This window comes from Nonomuraea angiospora (genome assembly GCF_014873145.1).
Taxonomy (GTDB): Bacteria; Actinomycetota; Actinomycetes; order Streptosporangiales; family Streptosporangiaceae; genus Nonomuraea; species Nonomuraea angiospora.
Window position 1 is genome coordinate 10,014,645 of sequence record NZ_JADBEK010000001.1, and the last position, 22,930, is coordinate 10,037,574.

Here is a 22,930-nt window from a genome sequence, read left to right on the forward strand (position 1 = left end):
CTTGTGCACCATGGTGTAAATCCCCCATCTCCAGCTTGGCATAACGTCATGGGTATGGACGTGCGTACCTTCTGGCTGGCCGGCCGCGCCGCGACCGGGGACTCCGAGCTCACTGTGACCAACCCCCATGACGGCCGTGAGGTCGGGCGGTACTCCGTACCGACCGATGCCCAGGTCGAAGAGGCCATCGCGGCCGCGCACGCGGTGGCCCGGGAGGCCGCCGCGCTGCCCGTGCACGTGCGGGCCGAGGCGCTGGCCCACGTGTCGCGCCGGCTCGCCGAGCGGGCCGACGAGATCGCCCACCTGATCACGGCCGAGAACGGCAAGCCGATCTTCTGGGCGCGTGGCGAGGTCAACCGCGCCGTCGCCACGTTCCGCTTCGCCGCCGAGGAGGCCCGCCGCTGGTCCGGCGACGTGCAGCGGCTCGACACCGAGCCCGCCGCGGCCGGGCGGCTGGCGTACGTCTCGCGCGTCCCGTACGGGGCCGTCCTGGCGATCACCCCGTTCAACTTCCCGCTGAACCTGGTCGCCCACAAGGTCGCCCCCGCCATCGCCGTCGGCGCCCCCGTCATCGTCAAGCCCGCCCCCGCCACGCCCCTCTCCTCGCTCGTGCTCGGTGAGATCCTGGCGGAGACGGACCTGCCCGCGGGGATGTTCTCGGTGCTGCCGATCGAGAACGAGCGCGCCTCGGCGCTCGTCCAGGACCCCCGTCTCCCCGTGGTGTCGTTCACGGGCTCCGCGCCCGTCGGGTACGCCATCGCCGACCAGGTCCCGCGCAAGCACGTGACCCTCGAACTGGGCGGCAACGCCGCCGCCGTCGTGCTGTCCGACGCCGACCTCGACTGGGCGGCGCAGCGCATCGCCCTCTTCTCCAACTACCAGGCCGGCCAGAGCTGCATCGCCGTGCAGCGGGTCATCGTCGAGCAGCCCGTGTACGACGCCTTCGTCGAGCGCCTCCTCCCGGCCGTCTCCGGCCTCGTCACCGGCGACCCGGCGGACGAGAAGACCCAGGTGGGCCCCCTGGTCTCGGAGGCCGCCGCGGAGCGCGTGGAGCAGTGGGTCAAGGAGGCCGTCGCCGCGGGCGCCCGCGTCCTGGCCGGCGGCACCCGCGAGGGCGCCACGGTCGCCCCGACCGTGCTCGCCGACGTCCCGCACGACGCCAAGGTGGCGTGCGAGGAGGTCTTCGGCCCCGTCATGATCCTCCAGCCCGCCGCCTCGATCGACGAGGCTTACGGGATGGTCAACGACTCGAAGTACGGCCTGCAGGCCGGCGTCTTCACCCGCTCTCTGGACGCCGCCTTCCGGGCCAACCGGGAACTGGAGGTGGGTGGCGTGATCATCGGCGACGTCCCCTCGTACCGGGCCGACCAGATGCCGTACGGCGGGGTGAAGGACTCGGGGATCGGGCGCGAGGGTCTCCACTCGGCGATGGAGGACCTCACGTACGAGAAGGTCATGGTCCTGACGGGCCTGACGCTCTAGCGCCCTGCCCCCTTCCCGACTTACGAGCCCCGCACCCTCCGGCCGCTGACGCGGGGGCCTGCGGGGCTCACGCTCGCATCCGGCCGCCGGGCGCCACGCGACGCTACCCCGGCACCGGTGCGGCCCGCAGCGGGACGGCGGAGGCCGGCCGGGGTCACAGGTGCTCAGCTCTGCGTCCCTGAGGTGCCGACGCGCGACTCAGCCGGCCACGTGCTCGGGACGCGGGGTTGGGCGGCTCTCCGGGTGCGACGGGGTCAGCTGACGGTGACCTGGGGGCCGGAGTCGTCGTCGAGGTCGACGTCGACGCCCATCTCCTCGGCCAGCCGGAGCGCCTCCTCGATCAGGGTCTCCACGATCTGCGACTCCGGCACCGTCTTGATGACCTCGCCCTTGACGAAGATCTGCCCCTTGCCGTTGCCCGAGGCCACCCCCAGGTCCGCCTCCCGGGCCTCACCGGGGCCGTTGACCACGCAGCCCATCACGGCCACCCGCAGCGGCACCTTCAGGCCCTCCAGCCCGGCCTGCACCTGGTCGGCGAGGGTGTAGACGTCCACCTGGGCCCGGCCGCACGACGGGCAGGAGACGATCTCCAGGCCGCGCTCGCGCAGCCCGAGCGACTCCAGGATCTGGGCGCCGACCTTGACCTCCTCCACCGGAGGCGCGGAGAGGGAGACGCGGATCGTGTCGCCGATGCCCTCCGCCAGGAGCGCGCCGAAGGCGACGGCGGACTTGACGGTGCCCTGGAAGGCGGGGCCGGCCTCGGTGACGCCCAGGTGGAGCGGGTAGTCGCACTTGGCGGCGAGCAGCCGGTACGCGTTGATCATCACGACCGGGTCGTTGTGCTTGACCGAGATCTTGATGTCGCGGAACCCGTGCTCCTCGAACAGCGAGCACTCCCACAGCGCCGACTCCACCAGGGCCTCGGGCGTGGCCTTGCCGTATTTCTGCAGCAGGCGCGGGTCGAGCGACCCGGCGTTGACGCCGATGCGGATCGGCACCCCGTGGTCGGCCGCCGCCCGGGCGATCTCGCCCACCTTGTCGTCGAACTTCTTGATGTTGCCGGGGTTGACCCGCACCGCCGCGCAGCCCGCCTCGATGGCGGCGAAGACGTACTTCGGCTGGAAGTGGATGTCGGCGATGACCGGGATCTGCGACTTCTTGGCGATGATCGGCAGCGCGTCGGCGTCGTCCTGGGACGGCACGGCCACCCGCACGATCTGGCAGCCGGACGCCGTGAGCTCCGCGATCTGCTGCAACGTGGCGTTGACGTCGGCGGTCACCGTGGTCGTCATCGACTGCACCGAGACGGGTGCGTCGCCGCCCACGGGCACGCTGCCGACCATGATCTGGCGAGAGTGTCGGCGTTCGGCCAGCGGCTTGGGACGGACCGTCGGGATGCCGAGAGCTACAGAAGACATTTCAACCCTTACTGTGACGACGGTTTCCAGTCTAGGTAGTCAGCGGGACAGCTCGATCGCACGGGCCCGGGCCCAGGCGTCGGCCGCGAGCACCTCCTCGACCGAGTCGGCCGGGGTGACCTGGTGCTCCTCGACCACCTTGGCCACGGTGTCGACGATCGCCAGGAACGGCAGCTCGCCCCGCATGAACGCGTCGAGGCACGCCTCGTTGGCCGCGTTGTAGACGGCGGGCGCGGTGCCGCCCTCGCCGCCGACGTGCCTGGCCAGCGCGACGGAGGGGAACGCGACGTCGTCGAGGGGCTCGAACGTCCACGTGTGCGCCCTGGTCCAGTCGATGGCCCGCGCGGCGCCCGGGATGCGGCGGGGGTGGCTGAGCGCGAGCGCGATCGGCAGCCGCATGTCGGGCGGGCTGGCCTGGGCCACCGTCGAGCCGTCGACGTATTCCACCATGGAGTGGATGATCGACTGCGGGTGGACCACGACCTCAATGCGGTCGAAACCCAGGTCGAACAGCAGGTGTGCCTCGATGACCTCCAGCCCCTTGTTGACCAGGGTGGCGGAGTTGATCGTGATGACCGGGCCCATCGACCAGGTGGGGTGGGCCAGCGCCATCTCGGGCGTGACGTCGGCCATCTCCTCGCGCTTCATTCCCCGGAACGGGCCGCCGCTCGCGGTGATCACGAGCTGCTTGACGCTGTCGGGGTCGTAGCCGTCGGGGCCCGAGGCCCACAGGCACTGCTGAACCGCCGAGTGCTCGGAGTCGACCGGGAGGATCTGGCCGGGCTTGGCGAGCCGCTTGACCAGCGGGCCGCCGATGATCAGGGACTCCTTGTTGGCCAGCGCGAGGGTCCTGCCCGCCTCGAGCGCGACCAGCGTGGAGGTCAGCCCGAGCGCGCCGGTGATGCCGTTGAGCACCGTGTCGCACTGCCAGGCCGCCACCTCCGCGACCCCTTCGGGGCCGCCGAGCACCGTGGGCCTGGCGCCGCGCGCGGACAGCGCGTCCTTCAGCGCGGGCACGGCCGCCGCGTCGGCCACCGCGACCACCTCGACGCCGAACGCCGCGGCCTGCTCGGCCAGCAGGTCGACCCGGCCGCCGCCCGCCGCCAGCCCGGCGACCTTGAAGCCGCCGGGGTTGGCGGCGGCGACATCGAGGGCCTGGGTGCCGACGGAGCCGGTGGAGCCGAGCACCACGACGGATCGGAGGGTCTCTTGTTGCACCTGTCCATTGTCCCCGCTGCAGGGCGCGCTCAGGCACGCGGCACCGACCATGCCAAAATCCCGGCACTTATGTGACATGAGATAACGCAGTGAATTCATGCCGGAATACGGCTATATCGGTATGCGCAAATCTTGAGAAATCCGGATATTGCTGCGGCTAGCTTCCGTACCCCAGGTCCGGTTTTCGGGAGGTACGTAATGCACCGCGCAGTCGTTCTGCTTTCCATCCTCACCCTCACCACCGGCGGCGCCGTCCTGCTGCCCGCCGGTGGGGCGCTGGCCGGCGTGCACCTGCGGCCCAAACCCACCCAGCACGCGGCCGCGGACACCGCCTCCGAGCAGCGGCAGGTCCTGACGTACTGGACCGAGCGGCGGATGGAGGCGGCCCAGCCGCTGGACGCGCCCGACCCGAAGAACGGGGAGCAGGCGGCGCTGGGAGCGCCTGCCGAGGGCACCCCGTGGACGGCGCCGCCCACCGGGGCGACCCGCGCCGCGGCGGAGCCGCAGGCGGCCCGGTCGTCCGGCGAGCCGTGGACCGGCTCGGGCGCGGTCGTGAAGACCACCGGCCGGGTCTTCTTCACCACGCAGGGACGCAACGCGTCCTGCTCGGGCTCGGCGGTGACCAGCGCGAACAAGAGCGTGGTCCTGACCGCCGGCCACTGCGTCAAGCTGAACGGAACGTTCCACACGAACTGGGTCTTCGTGCCCGGCTACAACAACGGCAACCGCCCGTTCGGCACCTGGGCGGCCACGAAGCTGCTGACCACGCAGCAGTGGAACGCGAGCGAGGACATGAACTTCGACGTCGCCGCCGCCGTCGTCGCGCCGCTGGAGGGCAGGACGCTGGTGGACGCCGTGGGCGGCCAGGGCGTCGCGTTCAACCAGGGCAGAAGGCAGCAGATGTACGCGTTCGGCTACCCGGCGGCGGCGCCGTACGACGGCTCGAAGCTCATCCACTGCAGCGGGCGGACCTTCGACGACTTCCTCGCGAGCGAGGACCACGGCCTGACCTGCAACATGACCGGAGGTTCGAGCGGCGGCCCCTGGATGCTGAATTTCAACGAGGCGACCGGCCTCGGCACCCAGAATTCGGTCAACAGCTTCAAATACAACTTCGCCCCCAACTGGATGTTCGGCCCATATTTCGGGAACGAGGCGCAGAGCGTCTACCAAGCGGCGCAGAGCACCAACGCACTCTGAGGTATTTACCGAAAGTAGTCACAAGAACACATCTCGTGGTGCAGACTCGGGGGGCATGACCTTGAGCACCCCCTTGCTGGCGGCCGCCCCGCTTCTGGCGGGGCTGATCGGGCCCGCCCTCCTCGGTGCGGCCCCTGGCCGGCAGCCGGCCGACCTGCCCGACCACAGGGCGATGCGTCACGAGATAGTCGAGCACGTGGCCGCCCGCACCGACGCCGACCAGCGGCGCGTGCTCGACTACTGGACGCCGGAGCGCATGGCCAAGGCGCTGCCGATCGACCTGCTGGACACCGTGACGGACGGCGCGGGAGTGCTGAGCGGCCTGACGGGGCGCACGGAGGTGGGCACCGCTCCTGACGTGTCGAGCCGGCGCCTGACCCCGCGGGGCGGCGGCGCGACCACGGGCGTGGCGGGTGACGGCCTGGCCGGCTCGCTGTGGGGCCGCACCCCCCGGCACCAGGCGGCGGCCGCCCGGCGGGACCAGGGGGACCAGGGGGCCACGGCCAGGCGGCCGGAGACCAACACGGCCGGCTCGCGCTGGATCACCGGCGGCGCCGTGGCCAGGACCACCGGCCGCGTCTTCCTCACCGTGCGCGGGGCGGACTTCGTCTGCTCGGCCAGCACCGTGCGGAGCGCCAACAGGGACGTCGTGGTCACCGCCGGGCACTGCGTCAAGGACGGCGCGGGCGGGTGGGCCGCCAACTGGACGTTCGTCCCGGCGTACGGGATGGGCGGGGCGCAGCGGTTCGGGCAGTACGCGGCCCGCCGCATGTTCGTGGCCGGGCCCTGGTCCCGTAGCGGCGACGACAACTACGACGTGGGCATGGTCGCGCTGGCCACGTCCGGCGGCAGGCACGTGGCCGACGTGGTGGGCACCCAGGAGATCGCCTTCAACCCCCCGCGCGGGGGTCAGGTGTTCGGTTTCGGCTACCCGGCCGACCCGCCGTACGACGGGCACCACCTGGTCTACTGCGCGGGGCGGCTGCGGGCCGACCCGTACGGGCAGAGCCGCGACCAGGGGCTGGGCTGCGAGATGACGGCGGGATCGAGCGGCGGCCCGTGGCTGACCACGTTCGACCTGGCCACGGGCAAGGGCACGATCACGTCGGTGAGCAGCTTCAAGTACAGCGACGACCAGCGCACCATGTACGGCCCGTACTTCGGCGACGCCACCAAGGCCCTGTTCGACACGGCCGAACACGCCTAGCCCGGCCGTCGACGGCGATCAGCGCAGGGCGCGCGTGAGGCGCTGCATGATGTCCCTCGCCTTCTTCGACGTCTTGGACACCTCGGCCATGACCGCGTCCTGGTCGTCGAGGGAGGCGAGCACCAGATCGCCCAGGAGGACCTTCAGCAGCGGCCTGGGGTCGCTGGGATGCCACTCCCTGATCGCGAGCACGTAGGCCCCGGCCCGCTCCCTGCTGTTGTCCGGCGGCAGCCTCAGCACTTGAAGCAGGTGACGCAACGGCCCTCCAGCGCTCCGCCCCCGATCCTCGTCCACCTCGTCGATGAACGGCGCCAGGGCCATGAGGGTCTTGATCTGATCCGTGTCGTAGCAGAAGAACGCCTCGGCCGTGAGCTGCCGCAGGCCGCGGGCGTCCAGCCGGAGATCCAGGGCACGGGGAAGGTGGACGGCGCCTTGGCGCAGGCGCAGGACCATGTCCCCTTCCATCGGCACCGCGCTGATCGTGTCGAGCAGGCCGGTCCACTCCTCGGGCGCGCACTGTGACCGCCACAGCAGCGCGAATCCGCGCCACTCCCGGACCGGCGCCTCGTGACCCGGCATCAACTCGCTCACCCGCAGATCTTCGTCCCGCACCAGCGCGAGCAGCGTCAGGTTCGCCGTGTAGTAGGCGTGGCGCCGGTGCGGCCCGGCGATCCACGGCCGATACGCGTACGGCGGCTCGTCCCGGGTGTCCAGCCGCCGGAACAGCCGGATGACCAGCGGCTGCCACTCCGGCCTGGCGAGCTCCTTCAGGAACGACAGGACGGGGGCGCGGGTGGACAGCGTCGCCCAGGACAGCAGCGTCCGCAGCAGCCCGTCGTCGACCTCGCGCAGCACCGAGTAGGCCTCCTGGGCGAGGAGCTCGTTCAGGAGAGAGGCCACGAACCGGGCGATGAGGAACTCGCCGAAAGTCGCGTGCAGGAACTCGTAGGTCTGCAGCACCTCGTCGTCGCGGGTGGCCCGGGCCTCGTAGACGAAGAAGAACTTGCCGGGCGCCAGATCGCCCGAGCTGAGCGGGGCGGCGAAACCCGCGCCCGCCTCGGGCCGGTCCAGCTTGAGCGCTTTCAGGTCGCGGTCGAACTCGGCGCTGGTCGCCCATTGGCGGCCGCGGTTGAACATCGAGAACGCCACGCACGCGAGCTGCACCAGCTCCCGCTCCACCAGCCCGCCCACCTCGGCCCGCGGATGGGCCTTCTCCAGCTCGCGCTCGACGAACCTGCGCATCAGCCGCTCGTACAGCTCGGCCTCGCCCAGCTCGGCGGCCGAGTGCAGCGCGTTGCCGTCGGCGTCGTAGAGCGCGAGCATCAGCAGCAGGAGCGGCTGCTCGGCGAGGGCCGCCTGGCGGCGCACCACGTCCTGGGTGAGCGGGCGCAGCCCGTGCCGCTCGAAATATCCGGCGTTGGCGCGGTTCCAGACCTCCAGCCAGTGCGCGATCTGACCCTCGTCGAACGGCTCGAGCTTGGCCACGAAGGTTCCGGGCGGGAAGTCGGCCCGGTTGGCGACGGCCGTACGGGAGGTGACGATCACGGCCACGGCGCGCCCCGCGTCCGACTCGCGCTGCTGGAACCGGGCCACCCTCTCCAGGTAGTCCGTCTGGCGCACCCCGGTGGCCTGCAACAGCTCGTCGAACCCGTCGAGGAACACGACCGGCAGCACCCCGCCGGCGGTCCTGGCCAGGTCGGGCCACTGCAGCCGCTCGCCGCTGAGCCGGTAGACGGCCTGCTCGATCTGCTGCTGGATGTCGGCTCCCGCCGAGACCTCGCGCAGCGGCACCCTGACCGGCAGGAAGGACTCTTCGGAGAGCCGGGCGGCCAGCACCTCGGTGAGCACGGACTTGCCCGCGCCGGGCTGGCCGAGCACGACCAGCGGCCGTTCGGTGGCGCCGGTGCTCGTCAGGAACCCGGCCAGGAATCCCGCGAAATCCTCCCTGACCCTCATGCCCGCCCACCATGACTCCGCGCTCGGATCGGCCTGGCCGCCGATCTCCGTGACCCGGTAACGAGGGGTCTGGTAGACCTGGTCGAGCGTGGGCAGCTCCATGCCCTCCGGCACGTCCCCCGTTTTCGCGACCGGCCGGGTCAGCGCCACCCTGTGCAGCCGGGCGACGGTCTCCAGCCGCTCGGGCAGGGTGGCGCCCGAGGCGACCATGGCGAGCAGCCGCCGTAGCTCGGCGAGCCCGGCCCGCGTCGCCTGGTGCTCGATCTGGCCGGTCCAGAAGGCGAACTCCGGCACGTCCGTGGCGAGGCGCCGGTACCGGTCGGTGTACCGGCGGACGGCGAGGCCGGCCAGCGTGTTGTGCTTGAACGCCGCGGCCACCTGCTCCCACTCGTACTCCTCGAGCCGCTCCCGGACGCCGAGCCCGTCCAGGAAGCCCTCCATGCCGGAGTTGAACGTCCGGTACGTGGCCGCGATCTCCTCCACGTTCTGCTCGAAGGGCCGGTGCGGGGCCGGGCACGGGATCTCCCGGATGGCGAAGACCGCTCGCTGCTCCTCCCTGCTGAAGCGCAGCCTGCCCAGATCGAGGGGCAGCTCCATCGCGTCGAGCGTCTCCAGGTAGGCGGTGACGACGAGGATCGCGTGCGCGGCCTCCAGCCTCTCTGTACGGCTGCGCCACACCTGGTCGGAGCGCCAGTCCCGCCACCGCCCCAGCAGGTCGTTCCCGACCTTGATGAGCTCGTTCTTGGCCTCGATCAGGTCCCAGACCCCGAGGGTGCCGAGCCCCAGCAGGGTGTCCAGGGCCATGACCGCAGGGTCCTGCCCGCCCAGGAGCCGGACCGCGTCGACGTACCGATAACCCCTCGCCATGCCGGGATGGTAGGCCGTCGCCGGGCGAGCGCGCCCCGATATGCCGCGGTTACTTCATGCAATCGCGCGATTACAAGTTGGCAAGCTTTTCCCCATACCCAACGTGATCAGCCGGTCGCTCACGGGAGCATCGCAGGGCCTATGAACAGGGAGGGGGCCGGGTGAAGCGGGTCGTTGGGGCTGTCGCCGGTGTCGCGGTGCTCGTCGGAGGGATAGCCAGCGGGGATGGGACGGCGGTGGCCGCCGGTGCGAGACAGGCGCCGGCGGCCATCGCCTGGGGACCGTGTCCGATAGGGAGTAGCGGAAGGCCGGCGCCGGCCAACCTGGAGTGCGGCACGCTCCGCGTGCCGCTCGACTACCGGGAGCCGTGGGGCCAGACGATCGAGCTGGCCGTCAACCGCGTCCGGGCCAGGGTCTCCAGGAGCGCCGGCTACCTGGGCGCGCTCCTGGTCAACCCGGGCGGGCCGGGGGCGCCGGGGCGGAGTCTGGCCGAGTACGTGGCCTCGTCCCTGCCGTCGGACGTGAGCGAGCGCTACGACATCGTCGGGTTCGATCCGCGCGGCGTCGGGGGCAGCGAGCCGACGCTGCACTGCGTGGATCCGCAGGTGTTCTTCAAGGCCCCGAGGCCGGACGCGGTGCCGAAGGGGCCGGCCGAGGAGCGGGAGCTGATCGACAGGGCGCACGAGTTCGCGGACCGGTGCGGCGCGCGCTGGTCGTGGCTGCTGCCGCACCTCACCACCGAGAACTCCGCCAGGGACATGGACTCGATCCGCGCCGCGCTCGGCGAGCAGAAGATCAGCTACCTCGGCTACTCGTACGGCACCTACCTCGGCGCCGTCTACGCCACGCTGTTCCCGGCCAGGGTCAGGCGGCTGGTCATGGACAGCACGGTCGACCCCACGAGCGTCTGGTACGAGGCCAACCTCCGGCAGGACGGCGCCTTCGAGCACCGCCACCGGCAGTTCCTGGCGTGGACGGCCAAGCACAACGACGTCTACCGGCTGGGCACCTCGCTCAAGCAGACGTCGTTCGCCTACTACGCGATGCGCGACCGGCTGCGGGCCCGCCCGGCCGGCGGCATCGTGGGGCCGAGCGAGCTGGACGACACCTTCACGGTCGCCGGGTACAGCGACCGGGTCTGGCCCGCGTTCGCCGCGGCCTGGTCGGCGTACGTGCGGCAGGGCGACGTGAAGGGCATGGTGGACATCTACAAGAAGCACGGCGAGGACGACAAGGCGGACGAGAACGGCTACGCCTCCTACCTGGGCGTCCAGTGCGCGGACGCCAAGTGGCCGCGCAAGTGGGAGAAGTGGCGCGACGACATGACCCGGCTGCACCGCCGGGCGCCGTTCCTGACCTGGCCGAACGCCTGGTTCAACGCGCCGTGCGCCTTCTGGCCGGTGCGGGGCGGGACGCCGGTCAAGGTGCAGGGCTCGGCGAACCTGCCGCCGGTGCTCCTCATCCAGTCCCGTGACGACGCCGCGACGCCGTTCAAGGGCGCCCTGGAGATGCGCAGGCACTTCGTCCGCACGGGCATGGTGATCGACGGCGGCGGCAACCACGGCGTGTCGCTGACGGGCAACGAGTGCGTGGACGAGCAGCTGGCGGCGTACCTGCGGAACGGCGCGGTGCCGCCGCGGGACGTGGAGTGCGCCGCGCAGCCCGAGCCGCGCCCGTCGACCCACATGACGGCGGACACCGTGAGCCCGCCGGACGGGCTGCTCGGGATCCTCGGCACCCTTGGGCTCTGACTGACGTCAAGAAAGGATTACCGTGGCCGTCACCCACTGAGCCAATCGGTGCCCCTTCGCGTAGTGTGACCTTTGTGATGCTGCGTACATCGGCGTCGCGCGTGCTCGACGACAGCGACCGGGACGAGGTCCTAGCCCTGCTGGACACCGACCCGGTCGCGAACGTCTTCGTCTCCTCCAGAGTGCGGGCCGTCGGACTCAATCCGGCGAGGCTTGGTGGGCAGATGTGGGGGTTCGGCGCGCGAGGCGGCCTTGTGTCACTCTGTTATGCCGGGGCCAACATGGTGCCCGTCAACGCCGGCCCCGAGGCCGTGCACGCCTTCGCCGACCGTGCCCGCAAGCAGGGGCGCCGCTGCTCCTCCATCGTGGGCCCGGTCGACGCCGTCTCGCTCCTGTGGGAGCGGCTCGAGCCGCACTGGGGCCGGGCGCGCGCCATCCGCTGGGCTCAGCCGGTCATGGCCACCTCGCGCAGGCCGCCGGTGCCCGCCGATCCGCTGGTACGCCGGGTGCGGCCGGAGGAGTTCGACATCCTGCTGCCCGCCTGCGTGGCCATGTTCACCGAGGAGGTCGGCGTCTCGCCCAACCTCGGCGACGGCGGCGCGCTCTACCGGACCAGGGTCGCCGAGCTGATCAGGATCGGCCGCTCCTACGCGCGCATCGACGACGGCCGGGTGGTGTTCAAGGCGGAGGTCGGGGCCGTCACGCCGCAGGCCTGCCAGATCCAGGGCGTCTGGGTCGCCCCCGAGCTGCGGGGGAAGGGCCATGCCGTGGCCGGCATGGCCGCCGTCGTGGAGGCCGCGAGGAGCCTGTTCGCCCCCGTGGTCACGCTCTACGTGAACGACTTCAACCTCTCGGCCAGGGCCGTCTACCGCAAGGTGGGTTTCCAGGAGGTCGACACCTTCATGTCCGTCCTCTTCTGATCAGACCCGGACGAGTTTGTCGAACAGCCTGGCCAGCTCGGTTTCGGGGTCGGCGGTGAGGCCCGCGTGCACGGGCCCGGCCTGGACGATCGTGCTGCGCGGCGCGGTCAGCCAGCGGAACCTGCCGCCGAGCGACTCCTCGGCCAGCGGTCCCGGCCGCTCGCCGCAGGCCAGCTCGTACGCGCTGAGCGCACGGCGGACCCCGTCGAGGTCGGCGTTCGGGTCGAGGGCGCGCAGCCGGGCGGCGTCGAGCTCGACCCGCGCGCACAGGTAGCCGCGCGGCTGGCAGTAGAGGAGCACGCCCGCGTTGATCAGCTCGCCGCGCTCCACCTTGGGCACCACGCGGATCACCGCATACTCGTAGACGTCCCTGGTCACCGGCCGCCTCCCCGCCAGAACTTGCCCACTGACCCCGGGCCGCCGCGCGGCACGTTCACCTCGCCGCGCACGAGCCACTCGCGCGGCCCGTGCGCCCGCTCCATCAGATGATCGACGTACGCCGCGCGCACCGCCTCCGGCCCGTCGAACCCCGGCTCGCCGTCCAGCCACTCGTCGGGCACCATCGCGGTCACGCTCTCCAGCAGCTCCCGCGTGATCCGCGCGGCCAGGTGGTCGCCCGCGGCCTCGACGTCACCGGCGAACGGCGCGAGCACGTGGTCGCCCGCGTCGAACCTCCGCTGGGGGTCGGCCGTGCGCCAGTTGTGGTGGAACCAGAGCGCAGCGCCGTGGTCGATCAGCCAGGTCTCGCGGTGCCAGACCAGCAGGTTGGGGTTGCGCCAGCTGCGGTCGATGTTGTGGATGAGGCCGTCGAACCACACCACCCTGGCCGCGAACACCGGGTCCGCCGCCCAGGCCAGCGGCTCGAACCCCAGCGCGCCCGGCAGGAAGTCGACCGCCAGGTTGAGGCCGACGCTGGCCTTGAGCAGGTCCTGCACCTCTTCGTCCGGCTCCCGGATGCCGATCTGCGGGTCGAGGTCGATGAGCTTGAGATCGGGGACCCTGAGCCCCAGCCTGCGGCCCAGCTCGGCCGCGACGATCTCGGCGACGAGCACCCGCCGGCCCTGGCCCGCCTCGCGAAACTTCACCACGTACGTGCCCAGGTCGTCGGCCTCGACGACGCCGGGCAGGGAGCCGCCCTCTCGAAGCGGGGTCACGTAACGGGTGGCTGTGATCCTTTCCAGCACAGGACGAAGGCTACCGCCCATCCCGGCCCCTCTCCGTCCCGGGACGGCGCCCGGCGGGTCCGGCGGGTGACCTCAGAGCTTGGCGATGACCTCCTCGGCGAAGCGCTCCATGGTGGCGATCTTGAGGTCCAGCGTCCCCTCGCCGTACCTGGCCTTCTCCTCGGGGGTGGCCAGCCACCACGGCGCCGCCATGGTGCCGGTGACGCCCTTGGCGGCGAAGCGGCGGTAGGTGTCGGCGTCCGGCATCACCGCGAGCGGCGCGATGATGTCGAGGGGCTCGCTCCGGCCGCTCTCGCCGAGGTGGCCGCGGAGCGTGGCCAGCACCACGTCGAACTGCTCCTCCGTGTAGATCCGGTTCCCGATCCAGCCGTCACCGAGCCGGGCGGCCCGGCGCAGGGCGGCGTCGCTGTCGCCGCCCACGTAGACGGGGATCGGCCGCTCGGGGGTGGGCGAGATCGACAGCTCGGGCAGGCCGTCCAGGGCGACGCTCTCGCCGGCCCAGAGCGAGCGCAGCGTCGGGAGCATCGCGTCCAGCCGCCGTCCCCGCGTGTGGAAGTCCTGCCCGGTGCCGACGAACTCCTCCTTGCACCAGCCCACCCCGACCCCGAACGTCACCCGGTCGTTCGACAGCACCGCCGCCGTGGACACCTGCTTGGCCACGGTGAACAGGTCGCGGGCGGGCGCGATGTAGACGTTCGGGGAGAAGCGCAGGGTCGTGGTCACCGCCGCCATGGCGCCGATCGTCACCCACACGTCCGGCCAGTGCGTACGCGCGTCCCAGCGCGGCCGGCCGGAGCGCGAGTACGGGTACGGCGAGGCGAAGTCGGCGTAGAACAGATGGTCCGACAGCGTGAGCGTGTCGAACCCGCACCGCTCGGCCGCCCGCGCCAGCTCCAGGAACTGGTCGGTGTCGACGAAAGAGGCCCCCAGCCAGAATTTCATTGGAACTCCGGGATGACCTTGGTGGCGAACAGCTCCAGGTTGCGCTTGACGGTGTCCAGCGGCAGCACGCCCTGCTGGCCCTGCATGTAGAGCCCGAACCACTCCAGGTCGGGCATGCGGTCGAGCATCCGCTGGATCCCGCGCTTGACGTCGTCCGGCGTGCCGAACAGCGCCATCTCCACGTCGTTCATCCGCTTGGCGTCGCCCTTCTCGGGGGAGATGGGCTTGTGCTTCTCGTCCTCCTTCTTGCGCAGCACCTCCAGGTAGCCGAACGGGCCGAAGAAGGCGGCGAAGTCCTTGGGGATGCTGCGGCCGAAGGTGTTGATGGCCTCCTCGGTGGTGTCGGCGATGCCGACGATCTTGAGGATGCCGGTGTGCTCGCCCAGCTTGTAGTGGCGGCCCTGCTTGGCCGACTCCTCCTGGTAGAGCTTGGCCTTGGCGGCGTGGTCGTCGGGGTTGGGGGTGAACATCCACGGCAGGATGTCCTCCTGGGCGGCCCTGATGACCGACCGGTCCGAGATCGTGAACGGCTGCCACAGCTCGGGGTGGGGGTTCTGGTACGGCCTGGGGCAGACGGAGACGGCCTGCACCTTGCCGTCCTCCGAGATCTCGCCCGGCGCGCCGAACGTCTGGGTCCACTCCAGCGCGGGCCATCCCTCGATGCCCTCGAACGGGTACGGCACCTGGTAGTCCAGCACGTCCGACTTGTAGCGCAGCGTCTCCTGCGTCCACGCCATCTTCATGATCTTCAGCACCTCGCCGAAGACGTCGAAGTTCCGCGTGTCGGAGGCCGACCCGTCGGAGCGCGCCGCGGCGGCGTGCCAGCGCTGGCCCAGCACGTTCATCCACCGGTTCTGGTAGCCGCGCGCCACGCCCAGCCGCAGGCGTCCCTTGCAGAACTGGTCGAGCAGCGCCACGTCCTCGGCGGCCCTGATCGGGTCCCAGGCGGGCAGCACCAGGCCGAGCGGCGCGAGCAGGATCCGCTCGGTCCTGGCGGCGAGGTCGGTGAGGACCATCAGCGGGTTGACCGAGAACTCCATGCCCTCCGAGTGGAAGTGGTGCTCGGTCATCATGAGCGCGTCGAACCCGAGTTGGTCGGCGTGCACGGCTATCTCCCGCACCTCGTGCAGCAGCTTCTGGTACGACTCCGTGTCGCGCCCGATCGGGCGTTTGGCCTTGGCGTTCTCCTCGGCCGCGTACCCGGAGCCGGGAATCTGCGGATTCAGGAAGATAGAAAACTTCACCGGGGACCTCTTTCCGCGGGATGGTCTTCTGCAAGGTACTCTGGAAATCTTAACCGAGCAATCGCTTGGTTCACGAGGAGGAGGTGCCAATGAGACTCGGGGTCACGATGTTCACCACGGATCTGGCCATGCCGGTCCAGGACCTCGCCAGAGCCGCGGAGGAGCGCGGCTTCGCCTCCCTCTACGTGCCCGAGCACACCCACATCCCGGTCTCGCGCCGCACCCCTCCCGCGGCGGGGCAGGACGTGCTGCCCGAGGAGTACAAGCGCACGCTCGACCCGCTCGTCGCCCTGTCCTTCGCCGCCGCCGCGACGCGCCGGCTGCGCGTCGGCACCGGCATCCTGCTCGCCGCCCAGCGCGACCCCATCGTGACCGCCAAGGCCATCGCCACGCTCGACCACCTCTCGGGGGGACGCGTCGTGGTCGGGGTCGGCTTCGGCTGGAACGTCGAGGAGATCGAGAACCACGGCGTCCCGTACGCGCGCCGCCGCGAGGTGGCCAGGCGGAACCTGCTCGCCATGCGGTCGCTGTGGCGGGACGAGGTGGCCTCGTTCGACGGGTTCGAGCCGTCCTGGTCCTGGCCCAAGCCGGTCCAGGACCCGCCGGTGTACGTGGGCGGCGCGGCGGGGCCGAAACTGTTCGCCCACGTCGCCGAGTACGCCGAGGGCTGGATGCCGATCGGCGGCAAGGGGATCAGGGCGGCGCTGCCGATGCTCCGCGAGGCGTGCGAGAAGGCCGGGCGGCCGATGGCCAAGGTGATGCCGTTCGGGACGCTGCCGACGCGGGAGAAGCTCGACTACTACGCCGGGCTCGGCGTCGAGGAGACGGTGGCCAGCCTGCCCAGCGCGCCCGCGGATACGGTGCTGCCGATCCTCGATGATTATGCGCGACTGATCGATTGCCCGGCATAATCAGGAGATATGCCCGCACTCCGAGCCGATGATCCGCGACAGCTGGGGTCGTACCGCCTGTCGCGCCGGCTCGGCCAGGGCGGGCAGGGCGTCGTCTACCTCGGCCACTCCGAGCAGGGCGCCCAGGTCGCGATCAAGCTGCTGCACGCGAGCCTGTCGGGCGACCCCGACGTGCGGCGCAGGTTCCTGGGAGAGGTCGAGGCGGTCCGCAGGGTGGCCGCGTTCTGCACGGCGCAGCTGATCGACGCCGATCTCGAGGGCGACCGGCCCTACCTGGTCAGCGAGTACGTCGAGGGCCCCTCGCTGCTGGAGCACGTGGTCGCCAAGGGGCCGCGCCTGGGCGGCTCGCTCGACCGCCTGGCCATCGGCACCGCCACCGCGCTCGGGGCCATCCACCGGGCGGGGGTGGTCCACCGGGACTTCAAGCCGGGCAACGTGCTGCTCGGGCTCGACGGGCCGCGGGTGATCGACTTCGGGGTGTCCCGGCTCATGGACACCGCGGCCACCACCAACGCCATGCCCGTCGGCACCCCGGCGTACCTGTCGCCCGAGCGCATCAAGGGCGAGCCCGCCGGGCCGCCCGCCGACCTGTGGGCGTGGGGGCTGACCGTCGTCTACACGGCCACGGGGCGGCACGCGTACACGGCGGACACCTACCAGGAGGTCCTGGCCAGGATCCTGTACGGGAAGGCGGACCTCGGGCCGCTGACCGGGCGGCTGCGCGAGATCGTGGCGGCCTGCCTGGCGCCGGAGCCGGGGGAGCGGCCGGACGCGGAGGAGGTGCTGCGGCGGCTGCTGGGGCAGGCGGCCGGGGGCGGCGACGTGCTGTCCTCGGGCGCCCAGGCCGCCGTCGGCCCGTCCGCTGGTGTTTCGTCCGGCGCTGTCACGTCCGGCACCGGGACCGGGAGGACGCTCGCCGATCGGGAGCTGAGCACCGCCGGGCTCCGGCTGGTCATGGAGAGCGCGCCGCCCGGCGGCGAGCCGGGGCGCATCCACGACCCCGACCCCACGACGAGCTTCCCCGCCGTCAACCGCGACACCGCTCCCGGGCCCCCGCCCCGCAGGCGGGTGAAGGTCTGGCAGGTGGGCGTGGCCGCGGCGGGCGTGGCCATGGCGGTGGCCGGGGTCGTGTTCTGGCTGCGCGGCGCCCAGGAGCCGGGGCTGGCAGGCACGTGGACGGGCTCGGCCGAGCACTTCACCGCCCGGCGGGTCTTCCCCGTCGAGCTGCGCCTGGGCCCCGACGGCGACGGCGGGGCCATGCTGTGGGGCGCGGACCTGCACTGCTCGGGACGGCTCTCGCCGGCCGGGAGCGGGACGGTCTTCACCCTCGACCGGGTCACGGGCGACGAGTGCTATCCGGGGACATTGCGGATGATCCCGACGTCGGCAGCGAACCAGATGGACATCAAGGTGACGCGCGAAGGTAAGGACGAGGTGACCTATTCGGGCACGGTCACCCGGGCATCCTGACCAGCTGTGTCACGGTCAGGCGGCGATTGCCCTGACCACCGTTGACTCCTGGCGGCCCGTTGCCTTCAGTAGAAGGCAGGCGAGGGTGGCGGCGAGGGGAGACGCCCGTGCCGACGGCGCAGCCGCTCAGAACGGGGGACCCGCAGCGACTCGGACAGTACGAGCTGTCCGGGCGGCTGGGTGAAGGTGGTCAGGGTGCGGTCTTCCTCGGATGGAGGAGCGGGGAGACCTACGCGGTCAAGCTGCTGCACGGACCCGTGGGTGACGAGCGGGCGGCGTTCCTGCGGGAGGTCGAGCTGGCCAAGCACGTGGCGAGGTTCTGCACCGCCCAGGTGATCGACGCCGGGTTCGACGAGGGGCGTCCGTACATCGTCAGCGAATATGTCGACGGGCCGTCGCTGCACCGGGAGGTCGCGCTCACCGGGCCGCGGCGGGGCGGGGCGCTGGAGCGGCTGGCGGTCAGCACGGTGACCGCGCTCACGGCCATCCACCGGGCCGGGATCGTGCACCGCGACTTCAAGCCGCAGAACGTGCTGCTCGGCTCCGACGGGCCGCGCGTCATCGACTTCGGCCTGGCCAAGGCGCTGGACGCGGCGGCCACGGTGAGCGGGCGCGGGGTGGGCACGCCCGCCTACATGGCGCCCGAGCAGATCACGGCCTCGGCCGTCACGGGGGCCGCGGACGTGTTCTCGTGGGGCGCGACGATGTGCTTCGCGGCCAACGCCACGGCGCCGTTCGGGCAGGACTCGGTCGCGCCGGTGCTGCACCGCATCCTGACCGCGCCGCCCGAGCTGGGCCGCCTGGACGGGCGGCTGCGGACCCTCGTGGAGGCGTGCCTGGACAAGGACGCGCGCAACCGGCCCACCAGCAGGGACCTGCTGTTCGAGCTGCTGGGGGAGTCGGAGGTGCCGCCGGAGGTGCTGAGCTCGCCGCCGGCCCATATCCTGCGGGTCCCGCCGCTGGTGCCCGGGCAGCGCTCGTCGGAGCGGCCGCCGATGGCCGAGCCGGAGGCCACGGGGAGGGCCGGCGGCTACCTGCTGCCGGACTCCGGCGCCGACTCCGGCGCAGGCGCGTCCACGCCCACGGAAAAGGCCGGCGCGTCCACACCCGCGGAAAAGGCCGGCGCGTCCACGCCCGCGGAAGGGTCGAGTGCGTCCACGCCCACGGAGGGGAACCTGCCCGCGCCCGCGTCGTTACCCGCGGGCTCCGGGGCGGGGAACGCTCCATCGCCGGCGTGGACGTCCAAGGTCGCCTGGCCGAGGGCCGCCATCGCGGTCTGCGCGGCCCTGCTGGTGACGGCCGCCGTGCTGCTCACCGCCCACATCCCCACGGCGAACCCGGCCGACCGGCCCCAGGCGCCGCAGGGGGCAGGCCCGTCGGTCCCCCCGCAGTCGGATCCGGTGAAGTCCCGGCCTCCGGCGGACCGGACGACCGCGCAGAAGGTCCCGCTCAAGACCACGGGGACGATGGAGGCGCGCGGACCCTCGACGCAGCCGCCGGTGGCGCGCCCGGCCACGGTCCCGGTCCCGGTCCTGGCGGGAATGGACAAGGACGCGGCCACCAAGGCGATCAAGCAGGCCGGGCTGGCGCTCGGCACCGTCACCCAGCTCGACTCGCCGAAGCGGATCGGCCAGGTCCTCACCGCCCAGCCCGCCCCGGGCACGCAGGTGGCCAGGGGCAGCAAGGTCTCGCTGGAGGTGTCGGCCGGGGTGCCCGTGCCCGCGGTCACGGGCCTGCAGCGCAAGGCCGCGGAGAGCGCCGTCACCGACGCGGGCCTGGCGGTGGGCGCCGTCACCCGCTCCTGCACCGACCGGCCGGACGGGCAGGTGCTCTCCACGCAGCCCAAGGCGGGCCGGCGCGTCACGGGCGGCACCTCGGTGGCGCTCACGGTCGCGCGCAACGGCGCCACGGTCCCGCCGGTCGTCGGCCAGGCGCTGGAGGACGGGCGGGCGGCGCTGGTCGCGGCCGGGTTCACGGTGCGGACGAAGGGCCAGGTCGTGGACGACGAGTCGCGGGTGGGCACGATCCTCGACCAGAGCCTCCAGTCCGGCGCCTGCGCCAAACCGGGCAGCGCGATCGTCATCAGCTTCGGCCTGGCCGCCCAGTCGGGCCCGGACCCGGGTGAGCCCGGGGAGACGCCCACCACGGGCCCGACCTCGGAGGAATGACGACTCGTGCTCAGTCCTCAGGAACGGTGACGGTCTCGCCGCGCAGCCGCGACCTCTCGGCGGCCCAGGCGATGAGATGGCTGTGCAGGCTCTCGCCCGGCGAGGAGAGGATCGGGGAGCGGTCCCGGGTGGCGACCGCGGTCAGGAACGCGTCGACCAGCGCCTCGTCACCGCCCCCGTGGCCGCCCCGAGCCGTCGCGTCCCCGGTGGGACGGGCCTCGACGATCTCCTCGCGGCCGGTGACGAAGTCGAAGACGGTCAGGCGGTCGCCGTCGCCCTCGATCCAGCCCCGGGTGCCGAAGATCCGGGTCTGCCGGTGGAGGGCGGGGGTGAAGCCGGTCATGGTGAACGACGCGGTCGTGCCGCCCTCGAACTCCATGTTCACGACCTGGTGGTCGACCACGTCGTTGTCGCAGGCGTACACGCACCTGCCGTACGGGCCCGTCCGCAGCGCCGCCAGCACGCCGGCCTCTGAGACATCGTCGGTGAGCACCGTGACCGGCCACTCCGCGCGCCCGGCCAGCGGCAGGTAGATGCGCTTGGCCGAGTACGGGCACCTCGCCTCGACCGCGCAGTCCAGGCAGCGGTCGGCGGCGCCCTCCGGGCGGTTGTCCGGGCGGAAGTGCTTGAGCCCGCCGAACGACGACACGCGCGTGACCTGCCTGCCGGTCAGGTACACCAGCCAGTCGAGGTCGTGGCACGACTTGGCCAGCAGCATGAACGTGGACTCGTCGGAGCGGCGCCAGTTGCCCCGCACGTACGAGTGCGCCTGGTGCCACCACCCGACCGGCTCCAGGTGCTGGATGCCGGCGATCTCGCCGATCCTGCCCTCGTCCAGCAGCGCCTTCAGCGCCCGCGTGTACGGCGTGTAGCGCAGCACGTGGCAGACGGCGAAGACGGCGTCGGACCGTCCGGCGGCCTCGACGATGCGCCGGCAGTCGTCCTCGGAGACCGCCATCGGCTTCTCCAGCAGGATGTCGTAGCCCAGCTCGGCGAAGCGCACCGCGGGCTCGACGTGGTCCCTGTCCTGGGTCGCGATGATCACCGCGTCCGCCTGGCGGGGGAGCGCGGCCAGCTCGCGCCAGTCCGCGTACGGCTCCGCCTCCGGGAACCTGGCGCGGCGGGCCTCCAGCGGATCGGCCACCGCGACCACCCGCGCCCGGCCGCTCCCGGCGGCGTGGCGGGCGTAGGAGGATCCCCGGGAACCCGCGCCGACGACGGCGAGCGTGACCATTGCGCCTCCACATATGTAACCAGTTCACGTATGTCGGCCGATGCTAGGATCCTGGCTGCTGCTCGTCAATGGGGAGCCACAAGGGAGTTACGGGGAAGGGTCTCATAAGTTGACCGAGCTTCGCCCAGGTGACGCGTCCCTGCTGCGCAAGGTGAACACCCAGGTCACGCTCCGGGCGCTGCGCCGCGAGGGCGTGGCCACGCTGACCCGGCTCGGCCGCGTCACCGGGCTGTCCAGGCAGACGGTGGAGGCGGTGCTCGACGAGCTGGGCGAGCGCGGCTACGTCAGGGAGGTGCCGCCCGACGAGGGCGTGATGGGGCGGCCCGCGCGGCGGTTCGGGTTCCGCGCGGACGCCGGCCACGTGGTGGGCGTGGAGGTCGGGGGCGACGCGATCGTGGCCGCGCTGGCCGATCTCGACGGCGAGGTGATCGCCTGGGAGCGGGCCGAGGTCTCCGGCGACGCCGCGGCCCACGAGCGGCTGGAGGCGGCCCGGCGTGCGGCGCTGACGTGCGTGGACGGCGCGGGCGTGGCGCGCAGGCGGGTCTGGGCGGTCGCGGCGGGCACCCCGGGCATCGTGGACCGCACCGGCCGGGTGACCCTGTCGATCACGTTGCCCGGCTGGACGGGCGTGGACCTGGCGGAGCTGGCGGGGCGCTGGTTCGGCTGCGCGGCGCTGGCCGCCAACGACGCCAACCTGGCCGCGCTGGCCGAGCACTGGCGCGGCAGCGCGCGGCACGCCTCCGACGTCGTCTACGTGCTCGTCGGCCACCGGGCGGGCGCGGGCGTCCTCATCGGCGGGCGGCTGCACCCGGGGCGCCATGGGGCCGCCGGCGAGATCGGCACGCTGCGCCAGGTCGGCTGGGAGGACGCGGCCCGCGAGCTGGTCGGGGACGCCTCGGCGGCCGAGGTGTTCGAGGCGGCGCTGGCGGGCGACCGCGACGCGGCGCGGCGGGTCGACCGCTACGCCGAGCGCCTCGCGATCGGCGCCTCGGCGCTCGCGCTGGCCGTCGACCCCGACCTGCTGGTGCTGGGCGGCGGTTACGCGCAGGCCGGCGACGTGCTGCTCGAACCGCTCCGCCGGCACCTGGCCGAGCTGTGCGTGAGCGTGCCGGAGGTGGTGGCCTCCACGTTCGGGGACGAGGGTGTGGCGCTGGGCGCCGTACGCCTCGCGCTCGACCACGTCGAACGGGAGGTGCTGGGTCTCTAGAAAGCCCGGCAGGCCTCCAGCAGCACCTCGCGGACCTGCTCCTCCGGCAGGTCCATGGTCCTGACCGCGCCCCACTGCAGCGCGCCGAGCAGGGCCCAGCTCTTCAGCCTGGTCTCCGGGCCGGGGTCGTCGCCCACGAGCCTGCCGAAGATCTCGTCCCTGAACGTCCTGACCGTCGCGCGCTCCGACTCCGGCGCGCCGGGGTCCTCGGCGGCCAGGTCCTCCATGAACAGGCGGATCACCGAGCGGTAGCGCACGGCGAAGGTCACCAGCGCGTCGACGAACGCCTCCCTGCTCGGGAAGTCGGTCCCGAGCAGCGCCAGCATGTCGTCCCCCGCCGGGGCGAGTAACTCGGAGGCCAGCCGGTCCTTCGGGTGGAAGTGGTAGGCGACGGCGGTCTTGGTCAGGCCCACGGCAGCGGCGATGTCGGCCAGCGAGGTGCCCGCGTAACCGCGCTCGGCGAACAGCTCTCTGGCCGCGGCCAGGATCCGGGTCCGGGTGTCGTCGGGTGTGGTCATCATCTCATTTCCATGCGATGCATCCCCTCCGGA

Annotated in this window: 18 protein-coding genes; 9 read left to right on the top strand and 9 right to left on the bottom strand. The window is 72.1% G+C overall.

Annotation, left to right across the window (positions count from 1 at the left end; genetic code table 11):
• Positions 1-54: 54 nt before the first annotated feature.
• Complete coding sequence (locus tag H4W80_RS46225; protein ID WP_192790854.1) at positions 55-1,482, top strand: aldehyde dehydrogenase family protein; 1,428 nt, start codon at positions 55-57, stop codon at positions 1,480-1,482.
• A 254-nt stretch (positions 1,483-1,736) separates the two neighbouring features.
• On the opposite strand, the gene ispG is transcribed toward H4W80_RS46225, so the two are convergent.
• Both ispG and dxr read right to left on the bottom strand, forming a co-directional pair.
• On the bottom strand, positions 1,737-2,900 hold the full coding sequence (gene ispG / locus H4W80_RS46230; RefSeq protein WP_192790855.1) for a flavodoxin-dependent (E)-4-hydroxy-3-methylbut-2-enyl-diphosphate synthase: 1,164 nt from the start codon (positions 2,898-2,900) through the stop codon (positions 1,737-1,739).
• A 39-nt stretch (positions 2,901-2,939) separates the two neighbouring features.
• Complete coding sequence (gene dxr, locus H4W80_RS46235) at positions 2,940-4,118, bottom strand: 1-deoxy-D-xylulose-5-phosphate reductoisomerase (protein ID WP_318787368.1); 1,179 nt, start codon at positions 4,116-4,118, stop codon at positions 2,940-2,942.
• Positions 4,119-4,316: 198 nt separating this feature from the next.
• Between dxr and H4W80_RS46240 the strand changes: the two genes are divergently transcribed.
• Together H4W80_RS46240 and H4W80_RS46245 are read left to right on the top strand one after the other, a co-directional pair.
• Positions 4,317-5,318, top strand: a complete 1,002-nt coding sequence (locus tag H4W80_RS46240; protein ID WP_192790857.1) for a trypsin-like serine peptidase — start codon at positions 4,317-4,319, stop codon at positions 5,316-5,318.
• Positions 5,319-5,373: 55 nt separating this feature from the next.
• Complete coding sequence (locus tag H4W80_RS46245) at positions 5,374-6,525, top strand: trypsin-like serine peptidase (protein WP_225964031.1); 1,152 nt, start codon at positions 5,374-5,376, stop codon at positions 6,523-6,525.
• Positions 6,526-6,543: 18 nt separating this feature from the next.
• On the opposite strand, the gene H4W80_RS46250 is transcribed toward H4W80_RS46245, so the two are convergent.
• Positions 6,544-9,348, bottom strand: a complete 2,805-nt coding sequence (locus tag H4W80_RS46250) for an NACHT domain-containing protein (RefSeq protein WP_192790858.1) — start codon at positions 9,346-9,348, stop codon at positions 6,544-6,546.
• Positions 9,349-9,692: 344 nt separating this feature from the next.
• Between H4W80_RS46250 and H4W80_RS46255 the strand changes: the two genes are divergently transcribed.
• Positions 9,693-11,099, top strand: coding sequence for an alpha/beta hydrolase (locus tag H4W80_RS46255; RefSeq protein WP_318787369.1), 1,407 nt, complete (start codon positions 9,693-9,695; stop codon positions 11,097-11,099).
• Between the two features lie 77 nt (positions 11,100-11,176).
• A complete protein-coding gene (locus H4W80_RS46260; RefSeq protein WP_192794128.1) occupies positions 11,177-12,019 on the top strand; it encodes a GNAT family N-acetyltransferase in 843 nt (280 codons plus the stop codon).
• Here the strand turns inward: H4W80_RS46260 and H4W80_RS46265 are convergent, their stop codons facing one another.
• The 4 genes from H4W80_RS46265 to H4W80_RS46280 are packed head-to-tail and all read right to left on the bottom strand — an operon-like array spanning position 12,020 to position 15,389.
• Positions 12,020-12,397: a DUF3037 domain-containing protein gene (locus H4W80_RS46265; protein ID WP_318787370.1), complete on the bottom strand. Its 378-nt coding sequence runs from the start codon at positions 12,395-12,397 to the stop codon at positions 12,020-12,022.
• On the bottom strand, positions 12,394-13,224 hold the full coding sequence (locus tag H4W80_RS46270) for a HipA family kinase (RefSeq protein WP_465263720.1): 831 nt from the start codon (positions 13,222-13,224) through the stop codon (positions 12,394-12,396). Before H4W80_RS46270 ends, H4W80_RS46265 begins: the two co-directional genes overlap by 4 nt.
• Positions 13,225-13,275: 51 nt before the next feature.
• Entirely contained in the window at positions 13,276-14,145 is an 870-nt protein-coding gene (locus H4W80_RS46275; protein ID WP_192790861.1) for a TIGR03619 family F420-dependent LLM class oxidoreductase, read from the bottom strand.
• Positions 14,142-15,389: an LLM class flavin-dependent oxidoreductase gene (locus H4W80_RS46280; RefSeq protein ID WP_192790862.1), complete on the bottom strand. Its 1,248-nt coding sequence runs from the start codon at positions 15,387-15,389 to the stop codon at positions 14,142-14,144. Before H4W80_RS46280 ends, H4W80_RS46275 begins: the two co-directional genes overlap by 4 nt.
• A gap of 89 nt (positions 15,390-15,478) precedes the next feature.
• Between H4W80_RS46280 and H4W80_RS46285 the strand changes: the two genes are divergently transcribed.
• The 3 genes from H4W80_RS46285 to H4W80_RS46295 all read left to right on the top strand — a co-directional run bounded on the left by H4W80_RS46285 (position 15,479) and on the right by H4W80_RS46295 (position 19,938).
• The gene (locus H4W80_RS46285; RefSeq protein ID WP_192790863.1) at positions 15,479-16,300 is read left to right on the top strand and encodes a TIGR03619 family F420-dependent LLM class oxidoreductase; all 822 of its coding nucleotides are present in this window, start codon (positions 15,479-15,481) and stop codon (positions 16,298-16,300) included.
• Positions 16,301-16,309: 9 nt separating this feature from the next.
• A complete protein-coding gene (locus H4W80_RS46290) occupies positions 16,310-17,770 on the top strand; it encodes a serine/threonine-protein kinase (protein ID WP_192790864.1) in 1,461 nt (486 codons plus the stop codon).
• A gap of 107 nt (positions 17,771-17,877) precedes the next feature.
• The gene (locus H4W80_RS46295) at positions 17,878-19,938 is read left to right on the top strand and encodes a protein kinase domain-containing protein (RefSeq protein WP_192790865.1); all 2,061 of its coding nucleotides are present in this window, start codon (positions 17,878-17,880) and stop codon (positions 19,936-19,938) included.
• A gap of 10 nt (positions 19,939-19,948) precedes the next feature.
• On the opposite strand, the gene H4W80_RS46300 is transcribed toward H4W80_RS46295, so the two are convergent.
• Positions 19,949-21,172, bottom strand: coding sequence for a Gfo/Idh/MocA family protein (locus tag H4W80_RS46300; RefSeq protein WP_192790866.1), 1,224 nt, complete (start codon positions 21,170-21,172; stop codon positions 19,949-19,951).
• A gap of 109 nt (positions 21,173-21,281) precedes the next feature.
• Here H4W80_RS46300 and H4W80_RS46305 point away from each other — a divergent pair, with 109 nt between their 5' ends.
• Entirely contained in the window at positions 21,282-22,379 is a 1,098-nt protein-coding gene (locus tag H4W80_RS46305; protein ID WP_225964033.1) for an ROK family transcriptional regulator, read from the top strand.
• Here H4W80_RS46305 and H4W80_RS46310 read toward each other — a convergent pair.
• Entirely contained in the window at positions 22,376-22,900 is a 525-nt protein-coding gene (locus tag H4W80_RS46310; RefSeq protein ID WP_225964034.1) for a TetR/AcrR family transcriptional regulator, read from the bottom strand. The genes H4W80_RS46305 and H4W80_RS46310 overlap by 4 nt on opposite strands.
• Positions 22,901-22,930: the final 30 nt, after the last annotated feature.